This window comes from Brachybacterium vulturis (genome assembly GCF_043641765.1).
GTDB lineage: Bacteria > Actinomycetota > Actinomycetes > Actinomycetales > Dermabacteraceae > Brachybacterium > Brachybacterium vulturis_A.
The window spans coordinates 102,644-116,197 of record NZ_JBHZRO010000001.1; the positions used below are offsets into that span (position 1 = coordinate 102,644).

Below are 13,554 nucleotides of genomic sequence, written 5' to 3' on the forward strand. Positions count from 1 at the left end.
GCCATGGATGGGAAGAAGCGGGACCAGCTGCGAGCCGCCGCCGAGCTGCAGAGATCCCTCCGGAAGACCCACGGGGACGATGCCGAGGCGGTGCTCGCTCAGCACCTCGCAGAGAACTCTTCCCAGAGCCGGGCGGAGACGACATACCGCGAGGCGATGGCCAAGAACCGGGGCCTGCGCTTCCGCGCGGCGGACGCGAACCTGCCGCAGCAGGTGCTCCATCCCGACGAGACCGTGTACGAGGTCGCGGTCGGGGCGCTGCGCTCGGACACCTTCCCGCTGCTGATCGTCACCGACCATCGGGTGCTGCAGGTGATGGACCGCCTGCGCGGCTGGACGGTCCTCCACGAGGCCCCGGCGGCGAGCATCAGGGGAGCCGAGCTCGAGAAGCGCCTGATCTCCGGGCGGCTGCGGGTCCATGTGCGCGACGGCAAGGACATCTCCATGAAGGTCAGCGAGCAGGATCGGACGGAGGAGGTCGCGGCGCTCCTGCGCCATCTGGCCGCGGGAGGCGCGCCGCCGCGCTGAGGCCGTGGACGACCGCCGTGCGGTCGCTCCTGGTCCCACGGGTCCCACGGGCGCGCCCCGCCGCGCGTCGTGCCATGTGAGAGCACAGTGCACTCCGCGGCGCACCTGCGCACGGGCCATCGCCTGCTGGACGGCGGCATCCCCGACGCCGGCCCACGCCTGGGATGAGGGCATGACGAGTGTCCGGGGGATCGATGACAGTCGTCACGGGGCCGCTCACCAGGGAGCTTCTAGTGTCGTGAGGACACCAGGAACCGCAGCCACCGGAGGATCCGAGATGCAGTCATCGTTCGAGAACACAGGGATGTCGCAGGGGAGCAGCCCCGACCCCGAGACCGAGCTGCGTCGCCGCGCCCTGGGGAACCTGCAGGCCCGGCGCGGCCTCGTGGTCCAGCTGGCCGTCTACCTGCTCATCAACGGGATCCTGTTCTGGACCTGGGGGAGCAATGGCTTCGGCTTCCCCTGGCCGCTGTTCGTACTGGTCTTCTGGGGGATCGGCCTGTTCTGGCAGGCATGGTCGCTGTTCGGCCCGGGCGAGAGCGAGGACCGGGTCCGCAAGGAGATGGACCGGCTGCGCGGAGCGCGCTGAGCCGTTGCCCGTCATGGCCCGCCGCCGGGCGGGGCTCATCCTCTGCGCCTCTCACTCCCCGTGCCGGGCGAGCCGCCGCTCGATGAACCGCCGTTCCGCGGTACCCCCCACCAGGTCGAGCGCCCGGTGCCAGGCGGCCGCGGCCTCCTCCGTCCGCCCCAGCTCCTCGCGGAACAGCGCCAGCGCGACGTGGAAGGGATGGTGGCGCCGCAGCCCCGGCTCCTCGGCCAGCTGCTCCAGCAGGGCGAGACCGTCCGCCGGTGTCTGTGCCCGTCCTGCCGCGATGGCACGATTCATCCGCACCACCGGATCGTCCCCGCGGGCGAGCAGCAGATCATAGAGCGCCACGATCTGGGGCCAGTCGGTGTCCTCGAAGCGGGAGGACTCGGCGTGGACCGCGGCGATCGCGGCCTGGATCGTGAAACGGCCGGCGTCCGAGCGAGCAGCGGCGGCCTGCGCCAGCGGGAGCCCCTCGGCGATCAGCTCCTCGTCCCAGCGGGATCGGTCCTGGTCCTCGAGGGGGACGGGGACCCCCTCGGCGTCTTCGCGCGCAGGGGAGCGCGCCTCGGTGAGCAGCATCAGCGCGAGCAGTCCCTGCGCCTCGGCGGAGGGCAGCAGGCGGTGCAGGATCCGGGCCAGCCGGATCGCCTCCGCCGTCAGCTCCCGACGGAGCAGGCTGTCCCCACTGGTCGCCGAGTACCCCGCGGTGAAGATCAGGGAGATCGCGGTCAGCACCAGGGGCAGCCTGCGCTCGCGCTCGCCCGGATCGGCCGGGACCGCCAGCGGGATCCGGGCGGCGGCGATCCGCTTCTTCGCGCGGGTGATCCGTGCCTGCAGGGTGGGGGTCGGCAGCAGCAGCGCCTGGGCGACCTCCGCCGTGCTCAGCGAGCCCACGAAGCGCAGCATCAGCGCGATCCTGTCCGCCGGGGCGATCCCCGGATGGCAGCAGCCCATGAGCATCGCCAGCCGGTCGTCGGGCAGGTCCTCGCCGGAGGGTGCACCCTCATCAGCGGGTGGGGCGAGGGCGGGTCCGTGCTGGAGGTGCAGCTCGGCGAGGCGCCGGGCGTAGGTGGCGTCGCGCCGCACCCGGTCCAGGGCGGAGCGGGTCGCCACGGTGGTGAGCCAGGCCGGCGGGCTGCGCGGCACCCCCTGCGCGGGCCAGGTGCGCAGGGCGGCCTCCATCGCCTCCTGGGCGGCGTCCTCGGCGAGGTCGAGATCGCCGAAGCGGCGCACGAGGGTGGCCAGCAGGCGGCTGTGCTCCTCCCGGTGCACCCGGGACAGCACGTCATCCGTCGGCCGTTCCTCGGGCGTCGCCTCCGGGGTCACCCCGCTCACATCTCCAGCAGCGGCCGGATCTCGATGCGGCCCCCGATCGCGCCCGGGCACTTCGCGGCCCACGCCAGGGCGTCGTCGAGCGAATCGACCTCGATCACGATGGTGCCGCCCACGAACTCCCGGCTCTCCGCGTAGGGCCCGGCGGTGATCACCGGCTCGGCCTCCCGCGAGGCCTTGCTCAGGCTGGTCCCCTCCTCCGGGTCGGTGAGGGCGAAGCCGCCGGCCAGCACCCCCGCTTCCTGGAGCGCCGCGTCGAAGGCGATGAACTCCTCGGGGCCGGGGCCCTCCTCGGTCTCCCCGCAGCGCTCGTCGGCCAGGTTTCCCATCAGCAGCAGGACGTACTTCATGGTGACTCCTCCGGTGGTGCCTCGACCGGGCCGAGCGGCCCGGACACCACTATGACGAATGCGCGGGGGACGGATCGACAGCCGCCGACAATCTTCCGCCCGCCGGCGGCTGTGATCAGGTCCACAGCGTCCGAGGGGTGAAATCAGGCCAATAAAGCAAGTCCCGAGTGGCGAAAACCGCTCAGGGAAGGCTAGCCTCAGTAGAGACCCTGCAGGGCATCCCGCGCGGAGATGCCCGGAGCCTTCCCGAGAGAGCTATTCCATGACGCCCTTCACCCGCCGCCACTTCGGCGCCCTGTCCACCGCCGGCGCCGTCGGTCTCGTCCTGACCGCCTGCGGCGGCTCCTCCGACGCGACCGGCGCCGGAGCGGCCGACGAGGTCGCGGCCGAGGGCACCGTCGAGGTCGAGGACAACAACGGCACCCAGACCGTCGAGATCCCGCCGGCCTCCGTGGTCGCGACCGACAACCGCACCTTCGAGACGCTCGCCGACTGGGGCGTCAGCCTCACCGCCGCCGCGCGTGCGCTGATGCCGACGACCAACCCGCTCAAGGATGACGAGTCGATCATCGACCTTGGCATCCACCGCGAGCCCGACCTCGAGGCCGTGGTCGCCGCCGAGCCCACCCTCATCGTCAACGGACAGCGGTTCGCCCAGTACCACGACGACTTCGTCCGGCTCGCCCCCGAGGCCACGATCCTCGAGCTGGACCCGCGCGAGGGCGAGCCCTTCGCCGACGAGCTCAAGCGCCAGGTGGGCGTGCTGGGCCAGGTCTTCGGCAAGGAGACCGAGGCCGAGCAGCTCGGCACCGACCTCGACGCCGCCATGGAGCGCGTGCGCTCCGCCTATGACGGCGCCTCCACCGTCATGGCCGTCACCACCTCCGGCGGGGACATCGGTTTCATCGCGCCCGGCATGGGCCGCACCCTGGGCTGGGCCTTCGAGGCTCTCGGGCTGGTCCCCGCGCTCGAGATCGAGGGAGCCGGCGACGACCACCAGGGCGATGACATCTCCGTCGAGGCCATCGCCGAGGCGAACCCCGACTGGATCCTGGTCATGGACCGCGATGCGGCGATCTCCGCCGACGACCCGGAGTACACCCCGGCCAACGAGATCCTCGACTCCTCCGAGGCGCTCTCCGGGGTCACGGCGGTCGCGGAGGACAACATCGTGTACATGCCGGCGGACACGTACACCAACGAGTCGATCCAGACCTACACCGAGTTCTTCACCGCCCTCGCCGACGCCCTCGAGGCCAAGGCCTGAGCCACGAACACCGTCGCTGACCTCCGCACGGCGGGCGGGACCCCTCCGGTCCGGCCCGCCGCGCCGTGCGTCTCCGCAGTCCCCGCCGGGCCCGCGCCCGCGGGGGCCGCGGCGGGCGCCTGCTTCCCCCAGGAGATCTGATGCCCAGTCCTTCCCTCGCCACCGGGGCGCCGCCGCTGCGGCGCCGCGGGCGCGAGCGTCTGATCGACGGCAAGCTCGTGCTCGGCATCGTGGTGGTCGCACTGCTGCTGGTCGCCTCCCTGTTCACCGGTGTCTATGACATCTTCGGCGCCGAGGACGGGGCCGAGATGTTCGCGATCACCCGCATCCCGCGCACCGTGGCCCTGGTCCTCTCCGGTGCCGCGATGGCGATGTGCGGGCTGATCATGCAGCTGATGACCCAGAACCGCTTCGTGGAGCCGACCACCACCGGCACCACCGAATGGGCCGGGCTGGGACTGATCCTGGTGATGGTGATGATCCCGGACGCCGGGCTGCTGACCCGGATGACGGTCGCGATCATCTTCTCCTTCGTCGGCACCCTGGTGTTCTTCCTGTTCCTGCGGAAGGTCACCCTGCGCAGCTCCCTCATCGTGCCGATCATCGGCATCATGCTGGGCGCCGTCGTCGGTGCCGTCTCCACCTTCGTGGCGCTCCAGTTCGACGCCCTGCAGAATCTCGGCGTGTGGTTCGCCGGCTCCTTCACCTCGGTGCTGCGAGGCAGCTACGAGGTGCTGTGGATCGTGCTGCTGGTGGGGATCGCCGTGTTCTGGGTCGCCGATCGGCTCACCGTCATCGGTCTGGGCGAGGACGTCGCCACCAACGTCGGCGTGAACTACCAACGGGTGCTGCTGCTGGGCACCGGACTGGTCGCCATCGCCACCGGGGTGGTCACCGTGGTGGTCGGCAACCTGCCGTTCCTGGGGCTCATCGTGCCCAACGTGATCTCGATGATCCGCGGCGACGACCTGCGCTCGAACCTGCCCTGGGTGTGCCTGCTCGGCATCGCGATCGTCACCGTCTGCGACCTCATCGGCCGCATCGTCATCATGCCCTTCGAGGTGCCGGTCTCCCTGATCCTCGGGATCGTCGGCGCCGTCGTGTTCATCACCCTCCTGCTCAGGCAGCGTCGACATGGCTGAGCGCACCCCCGTCCCCCCGTCCGCGGTGCGCCGCCCCGACGCGGCGCACCCCCTCGCCGGCCAGCTCACCGAGCGCCGGCTGGAGGCCGTCGCCGAGGAGTCGATCAGCCCCGGCATCAGCACTGCCCCCGCCGACCTGGTCGAGGATCTCGAGGTCATCGGCGCCCCCCGTCGTACCCGCAGCAGCTCCGGCGCCTTCCCCGATGCCCGCTCCCGCCGGCGCTACCGGCTCGTGCTGGTCCTCCTGATCGTGCTGGCCCTCGGGTTCGGCGCCGGTCTGCTCGCGGTCGACAACCCGATGCCGACGGGCTCGCGCGGCTTCTGGCTGATCGCCGAGATGCGCGCGACCTCGCTGGTGGTGATGGCCGTGGTCGCGTTCTGCCAGGCGGTCGCGACGATCACCTTCATGACCGTCACCGGCAACCGCATCATCACGCCCTCGATCATGGGCTTCGAATCGCTCTACACCGTGATCCAGACCGGGGCCGTGTACCTGCTGGGTGTGGCCGGGGTGGTCGCCCTGCAGGGCACCGGCCAGTTCCTGCTGCAGGTCGCGGTGATGGTGGGGTTCTCGGTGCTGCTGTACGGCTGGCTGCTGCGCGGCCGGTACGCGAACATCCAGGTGATGCTGCTGGTGGGCATCATCATCGGCGGCGGCATGGGTGCGGTCTCCACCTTCATGCAGCGACTGCTCACCCCGAGCGAGTTCGACGTGCTCACCGCGCGACTGTTCGGATCGGTGCAGAACGCCAGCGCCGAGTACCTGCCCTTCGCGATCCCGCTGGTCCTCGGCGCAGGCGTGCTGATCTGGCTGAACGCCCGCCAGCTCAACGTCATCTCGCTCGGTCGGGACGTGTGCATCAACGTCGGCGTCGACCATGGGCGCCAGACCATCTACATGCTCGTGCTGGTCTCGATCCTGATGGCGGTCTCCACCGCCCTCGTCGGCCCCATGACCTTCTTCGGCTTCCTGGTCGCGACGCTGACCTTCCAGCTCGCCGGCACCCATGACCACCGCCTGCTGCTGCCGGTCGGCGTGCTGACCGGCTTCGTGGTCCTGGCCGGCGCGTACTTCGTCATGAACCATCTCTTCGCCGCGCAGGGCGTCGTGTCCATCATCATCGAACTCGTGGGAGGAAGCGTGTTCCTCCTCGTCATCATGCGGAGGGGGCGCCTGTGATCACCATCGACGCCGTGCGGAAGCAGTACTCGGAGACGGTCGCGATCGGCCCGGTCACGGTCGACGTCCCCTCGGGGGGAGTGACCGCCCTGGTGGGCCCCAACGGAGCCGGGAAATCGACCCTGCTGACCATGGTGGGTCGCCTGCTGGGGATCGACGAGGGCGCCATCGAGGTGGCCGGCTACGACATCGCCTCGACGGCCTCGAAGGATCTCGCGAAGATCCTCTCGGTGCTGCGCCAGGAGAACCACTTCATCACCCGCCTCACCGTGCGGCAGCTGGTGGGCTTCGGGCGCTTCCCCTATTCCAAGGGCCGCCTGACCCGGCTGGACGAGCACAAGATCTCCGAGGCCATCGACTTCCTGCACCTCGACGAGCTCGAGGACCGCTACCTCGATCAGCTCTCGGGCGGGCAGCGCCAGCGCGCCTACGTCGCGATGGTGCTGGCCCAGGACACCGAGTACGTGCTGCTGGACGAGCCGCTGAACAACCTCGACATGCGCCACAGCGTGCAGATGATGGGACGGCTGCGTGATGCGGCCCGCGAGCTGGGCCGCACCATCGTGGTGGTCCTGCACGACATCAACTTCGCGGCGCACTATGCGGATCACATCATCGCCATGAAGAACGGCGGGGTGGTCGAGGCCGGTCCGGTCGGCGAGATCATGAACGGCGAGGTGCTCACCCGGGTGTTCGACACCCCGGTGCAGGTCATCGACGGGCCGACAGGGCCGCTCGCGGTCTACTACTGAGCCGCGAGCTCTGCTGCTGAGCCGCGAGGCGGCCCGGCCGGGTCAGGCGGTCTTGGTCGCCGGGTCCGCACCGCCGCGGCCGTCGGGGCGGTCCAGCTGATCGATCGCCGCGACCTCCGCGGCGGTGAGCCGCAGCTCGGCGGCGGCGAGATTCTCCACGATCCGTGAGGGCGTCACGGACTTCGGGATGGTGACGATGCCGTGGGCGAGGTGCCAGGCCAGCACCACCTGGGCGGGGCTCGCGCCATGCGCCTCGGCGATGCCGGTGACCACGGTGTTCTCCAGCAGGTCGGACTTGCCCTGGCCCAGCGGGCCCCAGGCCTCGGTGAGGATCCCGTGCCGCTCGTGGACCTCGCGCAGCTCACGCTGCTGGAAGTAGGGGTGCAGCTCGATCTGGTGGATCGCGGGGACCACGCCGGTGGCCTCGATGATCTCCTCGAGCTGCGCCGTCGGGTGGTTGGAGACGCCGATCGTGCGGACCAGACCGCGCTTCTGCAGCTCGATCAGGGCCTTCCAGGCCTCGACGTACTGACCCTGGCCGGGCACCGCCCAGTGCACCAGGTACAGATCCACGTACTCCAGGCCGAGCCGTGCGAGGGAGGCCTCGCAGGCGGCGATCGCGTCCTCGAAGCGGTGGGCGTCGTTCCACAGCTTGGTGGTGACGAAGAGGTCCTCGCGGGCGATCCCGGAGGCCGTGATCGCACGGCCCACGCCCTCCTCGTTGCCGTAGATCGTCGCGGTGTCGATATGGCGGTAGCCGGCCTCGAGGGCCTGGGCGGTGACGTCGGCGGCGACCTCGTCCGCGACCTTGAAGACGCCGTAGCCGAGCTGGGGGATGGTGCGACCGTCGGAGAACGACAGGTGCGGAACTGCGGATGATGCGGAGGACATGGAGGACCTTCCTGACTGGGGGACACCGCCACCCTAGGCCCGGGACCCGACCGAATGCGATCTCCCCCGGTGCGACGGATGCGGATGGTGACGCGATGTCATAAAATGTGGTCATGAAGACCTCGCGCCCCTCGCGCGGCGGAGCGACGACCCCGGCCGCCCCCTCGACCCCGAGCGATCCCTCCACCGACCCCCGCCGGTGGAAGGCGCTCGGCGTCCTGGCGACCGGTCTCGCCCTGATCGTCATCGATGGCTCGATCGTTGCGGTCTCGCTGCCCACGATTATCGCCGACCTCGGCCTCGACCTCACCGATGCTCAGTGGGTCTCCACCAGCTATGCCGTGGTCCTCTCCGCGCTGCTGCTGGTCAGCGGGCGGGTCGGGGACCGCATCGGACGGCGTCGGCTGTTCCTGGCCGGCGTCGCGCTGTTCGTGGTCGCCTCGGTGCTCGCGGCGCTGGCCGCGGGAGCGGGCTCCCTGATCGGGGCCCGCCTGCTGCAGGGCGTCGGCGGCGCGCTGATCCTGCCCTCCACCCTCTCCACCGTCAACGCGACCTTCCGCGGAGCGGAGCGCGCTGCGGCCTTCGGGGTGTGGGGTGCGGTGATGGCCGGCGCCGCCGCCCTCGGCCCGCTGCTCGGAGGCTGGCTGACCAGCTCGTTCTCCTGGCCGTGGATCTTCCTGGTCAACGTGCCGATCGGGATTCTGGTCCTCGCCGGCACCCTGGCGTGGGTGGGGGAGACCCGGGATGCGCCGCGGGTGACCGGCGGTCGGCGTGATCTCGACGTGCTCGGCACCCTGCTCAGCGCGCTGGCCCTCGGCTCCCTGGTGTTCGCGATCATCGAGGCGACCACGCTGGGCTGGTTCACGGAGCAGGCCCCGCTGGTGCTCGGATCGCACACCCTCCACGGCCCCGGCCCGCTCTCCCCGGTCCCCGTGCTGCTGCTGGTCGGCATCGCCGCGCTGGCGGCCTTCCTGCTGGTCGAGCGGCGCCGCGCGGCGGCCGGTCGCGAGGTGCTGCTGGACCTGACGCTGTTCCGGCTGCCCGCCTTCGCCTGGGGCAACATCACTGCCGGCACCGTCGCCGTCGGGGAGTTCGCACTGCTGTTCGTGCTGCCCCTGTACCTGGTGAACGTCCTGGCCCTGGGCACGCTCCAGGCGGGTCTGGTGCTCGCCGCGATGGCCGGGGGTGCCTTCCTCTCCGGCACCGCCGCCCGGCACCTGGCCGGGGCGATCGGTGCCCCGGGCACGGTGCTGGTGGGGCTCGGTCTGGAGGTGCTCGGGGTCGGCGTGCTCGCCGCGCTCCTCGGCCCGGACACCCCCCTGGCCCTGCTCGTGGCGGTCCTCGTCGTCTACGGACTGGGTCTCGGCCTCGCCTCCGCACAGCTGACCTCCACCGTGCTCGCCCCCGTGCCGCAGGAGCAGTCGGGGCAGGGCTCGGCCACCCAGTCCACGGTCCGCCAGCTGGGCACGGCTCTGGGCACCGCCATCTCCGGGGCCATGCTCGCCGCCGGGCTCGCGGCCCGCAGCGACACCCTCACCGGGGAGGCGGCCCGGTACGGACCGGCGCTGACCGACTCTGCCGGCTCGATCCTCCCGCAGCTGCGAGCCCAGCATGCGGCCCCGGGCACCCTCGACCAGCTCGGCACCGTCTTCGCCGACGGCGCCCGCCTGGCCATGGTGGGCTCCGCCGGGTTCCTGCTGCTGGGGCTGCTCGGCGCGCTCGCGGTGTGGCGGGCGGCTCGGCGCTGAGCAGGTGGCCCGCCGGATCGGTGACCGGACCGGGAGCGACGGCCCCTACGATTGCCGCATGACAGTGCCGAGCCCGGAGCGTGCGAGGTGACGCCGACGCGCGAGGGCCACCTGGTGCCGCTGCGCCGTCCCGTCCCGCAGGAGCCGCCCGCCTACGACCACGTGCGCGGACGCACCGCGCCGGGGCCGCGGTTCGAGCTCTACTCCCTGCTGGACACCCTGTTCATCGCCGCAGGCGTGGTGGTCTCGATCTGGCTCGCCCTGCTGTACCTGGTCGAGGGGTTCTCGCTCACCCCGATCCGGCTGCTGTACCTGCTGGGCTTCTGGGTGCTGCTGACCTACATCACCCTGCCGCGCCTGCACCAGCTGATGACGTGGATCTACCTGCCGGACTACTTCTTCGGTCGCACCCGCACCACCGAGGGCGTGCTCTCGGACCCGATCAACCTCGCCTTCGACGGCTCCGAACGCGATCTGCACGTCACGATGCGCCGGGCCGGCTGGGTGCTCGCGGAGGAGCGGACCCTCGCCTCGGCGTGGGCGATGGTGCGCTCGACCCTGCTGCGCCGCTCCTACCCGGCGGCACCCGTCTCGAACCTCTACCTGATGGGCCGCCGCCACGACTTCACCTACCAGCAGGAGGTCGGGGGCACGACCACCAAGCGCCACCATGTGCGGTTCTGGCGGGTGCCGCCCGATTTCGTGCTGCCGGGCGGGTATCGGGCGGACTGGCTGGCCGCGGGGACCTACGACCGCGCCGTCGGCTTCTCCTTCTTCACCCTGCAGATCACCCATCGGATCGACGAGAACATCGACGCCGAGCGCGACTTCGTGATCGACACCGTCCGTTTCGTCGATCCGCAGATCGAGGCGGAGGTGATCAGGGAGTTCTCCACCTCCTATCACCATCGCAACGGCCAGGGCGACCGCATCCGCACCGACGGCGATCTGCCGGTGCTCGATGTGGCCGGGGCGAGCTCCCGCTCCGACGGCGCCACTGCGCTGATGCTCCCCCGGCACCGGCCGACGGGGACCTCGGTGATGAAGTCCCGTGCCCGGGCGACGCTGGCGGCCGCCCGGCGCAGCCGCACCCCGGCCTCGCCCGCCGACCTCGCCGAGGAGCTGACCGTCCAGTGGCAGGACACGGTCGACGACGTCCACCAGCTCATCGCGCGCGCCGCGGACCACCACCTGCCGCCGCCCACGGTGGTCTTCACCGGGGTGCTGGTGATGGTGCAGGCCGCCCTGGTGATCGCGCAGTGGAGCGCCCGGCTGCTCGGGGTGGACCTCGCGGCCCTGAACCCGGACGCCGCGCTGGTGCTCTCGACCGGCGACGGGATGCTCGGGGCGACGGCCTTCGCGGTGGCGCTGCTCCTGCTGCAGGTCGGGGTGCTGCGCCGCAGCCGGTGGTCGCGGATCGCCCTGATGGCGCTGTTCACCATCGACGCCTTCGCCGCGCTCGCACTCGCCACCTCCATGTCCGGCGACGTCGCGCATTCGCTGCTGGTGGGCGCGGGAGCCTCCGCGCTCGGCGTGATGGCGATCAGCTCCGACGCCTCCCGCCAATGGGTGCAGACCCTGCGACTGGACCTCCGCAGCGCCGAGGCCGCCGCGGAGCCGACGTCGACGCCGGTCCCGAGCGCGCACCCGACGAGCAGGACATGACGTCCCGCCCGTCTCTGTGAGGGGGGTCACCGGGGGTAGAGTGCCCTCACCGTCGCGCCGAGTTCTCGCGCCGGTGGCCCGGCCAGCGGCCTCGTCGCCGCCGCCGGCGCGTTCCCGCCCCTTCTCTGGGAGGACCCCATGAGCGACTCACCCGCTCCAGCATCCGCCGCTGCCGACCCGGGGGCCTCGGGCGATGACCAGCCGGCGCTGAAGCAGGCGATCACCCCCAAGCTGCTGCTGCTGTTCATCGTCGGCGACATCCTGGGCACCGGCGTCTACTCGCTGACCGGCAAGGTCGCCGGCGAGGTCGGCGGTGCGGGCTGGATCCCGATCATCGTCGCCTTCGCCATCGCGATGGTGTCCGCGCTCTCGTACGTCGAGATGGTCACCAAGTACCCGCAGGCCGCCGGGGCCGCCCTGTACGTGCACAAGGCCTTCGGCATCCACTTCCTGACCTTCATGGTCACCTTCGCGGTGCTCTCCTCGGGTATCACCTCGGCCTCGACCAGCGCGATCTTCCTCTCCGAGAACGTGCTCAAGGCCTTCGCCCTGGAGGAGTCGCTGGGCGGTGCCGCTCAGCCGGTCGCCACCGGTATCGCGCTCGCGTTCCTGCTGCTGGTGGCGCTGATCAACCTGCGCGGCGTCGCCGAATCCGTCACCGCGAACGTGGTGCTCACGTTCATCGAGCTGACGGGCCTCTCGCTGGTGATCGTGGTCGGCTTCTACGCTCTCGGGCGCGGCCAGGCGGACCTCTCGCGCGTGATCCTCTTCGAGACCCAGGACGACAAGAGCTTCTTCATCGCCGTCATCGGCGGGACCGCGCTCGCGTTCTTCTCGATGGTCGGCTTCGAGGACTCCGTGAACATGGCCGAGGAGACGGTGGACCCGGTCAAGAACTTCCCCCGCGCCCTCATCGGCGGCCTGTCGATCACCGGCGTGATCTACGTGCTGATCTCGGTGCTCGCGGTCGCAGTGGTGCCGATCGGGCAGCTCACCGAGTCCACCACCCCGCTGCTCGAGGTGGTCAAGGTGGGCGCGCCGGCCATCCCCATCGACACCATCTTCGCGTTCATCTCGATCTTCGCGGTGGCCAACACCGTGCTCATCAACATGATGATGGCCTCGCGCCTGCTGTACGGCATGGCCAAGCAGGGCGTGCTGCCCGGCTTCCTCAAGGGCGTCCTGCGCGGCCGCCGCACCCCGTGGTCCGGCATCGTCTTCTCGACGGCTCTTGCCTTCGCGCTCGTGCTCTCGGTGCGCTACGTGCTCGCCGAGGAGACGATCGCCGCGCTCGGAGGCACCACCGCACTGCTGCTGCTGGCGGTGTTCGGATTGGTGAACGTCTCCGTGCTGGTGCTGCGCAAGGACACCGTCGATGTGCGGCACTTCCGCACCCCGACGGTGCTGCCGGTGATCGGTGCGATCACGTCCTTCGCCCTGATCACCCCGATCGCGCAGCCGCTGCAGAACTACGTGATCGCCGGCGGTCTGCTCGGGATCGGCCTGCTGCTGTTCGTCGTCACCTGGTTCTACAACAGTGCGGTGCGGGCCCGGCGCACCCGCTTCCGTCACCCCGACGATCTCGGCTGACCCGGCGACCCGGGCGCCCGCCCCACCGTCCAGCCCCCGAGGGAGAGATCATGACCACCGTTCTGCTGGCCTACGTCCCCAGCGCCACCAGCGAGGCCGCCTTCGACTTCGCCGTGCAGGAGGCGCATCGCCGAGGCAGCTCCCTGCTCGTCCTCGCCTCCGAGCGGGCACCCGATCCGCGCAAGGTGCGCGAGGTCGCCGACCAGCGACCGCTCCAGGAGCGCCTGGCGGAGACCGGTCTCGAGTTCGAGCTGCGCACCGTGCCCGGACGCGATGATCCTGCGGACGACATCCTCGATGCCGTCGAGCAGGACGACGTGGGCCTCGTGGTGCTCGGGATCCGCCGGCGCACCCCGATCGGGAAGATCCTGCTGGGGTCCACCTCGCAGCGGGTCGCGATCGAGTCCCCGGTGCCGGTGGTGCTGGTCAAGCCCGCGGGTTTCGTGCCGCCGGCGCGGTGACGTCCACCACGTGGAGCCGGCGCCGAGCGGTCCGTGACGGGCCGAGGAGGCTTGTTCCA

General features: G+C 71.0%; 13 protein-coding genes. 10 read left to right on the plus strand and 3 right to left on the minus strand.

Annotated features, from left to right (window positions below; translation table 11 throughout):
• Positions 1–3: 3 nt before the first annotated feature.
• Entirely contained in the window at positions 4–528 is a 525-nt protein-coding gene (locus ACHUEU_RS00460) for a PH domain-containing protein (RefSeq protein ID WP_394213901.1), read from the plus strand.
• A 277-nt stretch (positions 529–805) separates the two neighbouring features.
• Positions 806–1,117: a 2TM domain-containing protein gene (locus ACHUEU_RS00465; RefSeq protein WP_394213902.1), complete on the plus strand. Its 312-nt coding sequence runs from the start codon at positions 806–808 to the stop codon at positions 1,115–1,117.
• 51 nt (positions 1,118–1,168) lie between these two features.
• On the opposite strand, the gene ACHUEU_RS00470 is transcribed toward ACHUEU_RS00465, so the two are convergent.
• Positions 1,169–2,452: an RNA polymerase sigma factor gene (locus ACHUEU_RS00470; protein WP_394213903.1), complete on the minus strand. Its 1,284-nt coding sequence runs from the start codon at positions 2,450–2,452 to the stop codon at positions 1,169–1,171.
• Positions 2,449–2,799 carry a YciI family protein gene (locus ACHUEU_RS00475; protein ID WP_394213904.1) on the minus strand — a complete coding sequence of 117 codons (351 nt, stop codon included), beginning with the start codon at positions 2,797–2,799 and terminating at the stop codon, positions 2,449–2,451. The genes ACHUEU_RS00470 and ACHUEU_RS00475 overlap by 4 nt, the downstream gene beginning before the upstream one ends.
• Before the next feature lie 262 nt (positions 2,800–3,061).
• On the opposite strand from ACHUEU_RS00475, the gene ACHUEU_RS00480 reads away from it, so the two are divergent.
• The 4 genes from ACHUEU_RS00480 to ACHUEU_RS00495 all read left to right on the plus strand — a co-directional run bounded on the left by ACHUEU_RS00480 (position 3,062) and on the right by ACHUEU_RS00495 (position 7,140).
• A complete protein-coding gene (locus ACHUEU_RS00480) occupies positions 3,062–4,066 on the plus strand; it encodes a siderophore ABC transporter substrate-binding protein (protein WP_394213905.1) in 1,005 nt (334 codons plus the stop codon).
• A 140-nt stretch (positions 4,067–4,206) separates the two neighbouring features.
• On the plus strand, positions 4,207–5,208 hold the full coding sequence (locus tag ACHUEU_RS00485; protein WP_394213906.1) for an ABC transporter permease: 1,002 nt from the start codon (positions 4,207–4,209) through the stop codon (positions 5,206–5,208).
• Positions 5,201–6,388: an iron chelate uptake ABC transporter family permease subunit gene (locus tag ACHUEU_RS00490; RefSeq protein WP_394213907.1), complete on the plus strand. Its 1,188-nt coding sequence runs from the start codon at positions 5,201–5,203 to the stop codon at positions 6,386–6,388. Before ACHUEU_RS00485 ends, ACHUEU_RS00490 begins: the two co-directional genes overlap by 8 nt.
• Positions 6,385–7,140 (plus strand): iron ABC transporter ATP-binding protein, encoded by a 756-nt coding sequence (locus ACHUEU_RS00495; protein ID WP_394213908.1) that lies wholly within the window; start codon positions 6,385–6,387, stop codon positions 7,138–7,140. Before ACHUEU_RS00490 ends, ACHUEU_RS00495 begins: the two co-directional genes overlap by 4 nt.
• 42 nt (positions 7,141–7,182) lie before the next feature.
• Here the strand turns inward: ACHUEU_RS00495 and ACHUEU_RS00500 are convergent, their stop codons facing one another.
• Positions 7,183–8,031 carry an aldo/keto reductase gene (locus ACHUEU_RS00500; RefSeq protein WP_394213909.1) on the minus strand — a complete coding sequence of 283 codons (849 nt, stop codon included), beginning with the start codon at positions 8,029–8,031 and terminating at the stop codon, positions 7,183–7,185.
• Between the two features lie 113 nt (positions 8,032–8,144).
• Here ACHUEU_RS00500 and ACHUEU_RS00505 point away from each other — a divergent pair, with 113 nt between their 5' ends.
• The 4 genes from ACHUEU_RS00505 to ACHUEU_RS00520 all read left to right on the plus strand — a co-directional run bounded on the left by ACHUEU_RS00505 (position 8,145) and on the right by ACHUEU_RS00520 (position 13,495).
• Entirely contained in the window at positions 8,145–9,779 is a 1,635-nt protein-coding gene (locus ACHUEU_RS00505) for a DHA2 family efflux MFS transporter permease subunit (RefSeq protein WP_394213910.1), read from the plus strand.
• 87 nt (positions 9,780–9,866) lie between these two features.
• A complete protein-coding gene (locus ACHUEU_RS00510) occupies positions 9,867–11,444 on the plus strand; it encodes an LssY C-terminal domain-containing protein (RefSeq protein WP_394213911.1) in 1,578 nt (525 codons plus the stop codon).
• A gap of 138 nt (positions 11,445–11,582) precedes the next feature.
• A complete protein-coding gene (locus ACHUEU_RS00515; protein ID WP_394213912.1) occupies positions 11,583–13,034 on the plus strand; it encodes an APC family permease in 1,452 nt (483 codons plus the stop codon).
• Positions 13,035–13,084: 50 nt separating this feature from the next.
• The gene (locus tag ACHUEU_RS00520; RefSeq protein ID WP_394213913.1) at positions 13,085–13,495 is read left to right on the plus strand and encodes a universal stress protein; all 411 of its coding nucleotides are present in this window, start codon (positions 13,085–13,087) and stop codon (positions 13,493–13,495) included.
• The last annotated feature ends 59 nt before the right edge of the window (positions 13,496–13,554 follow it).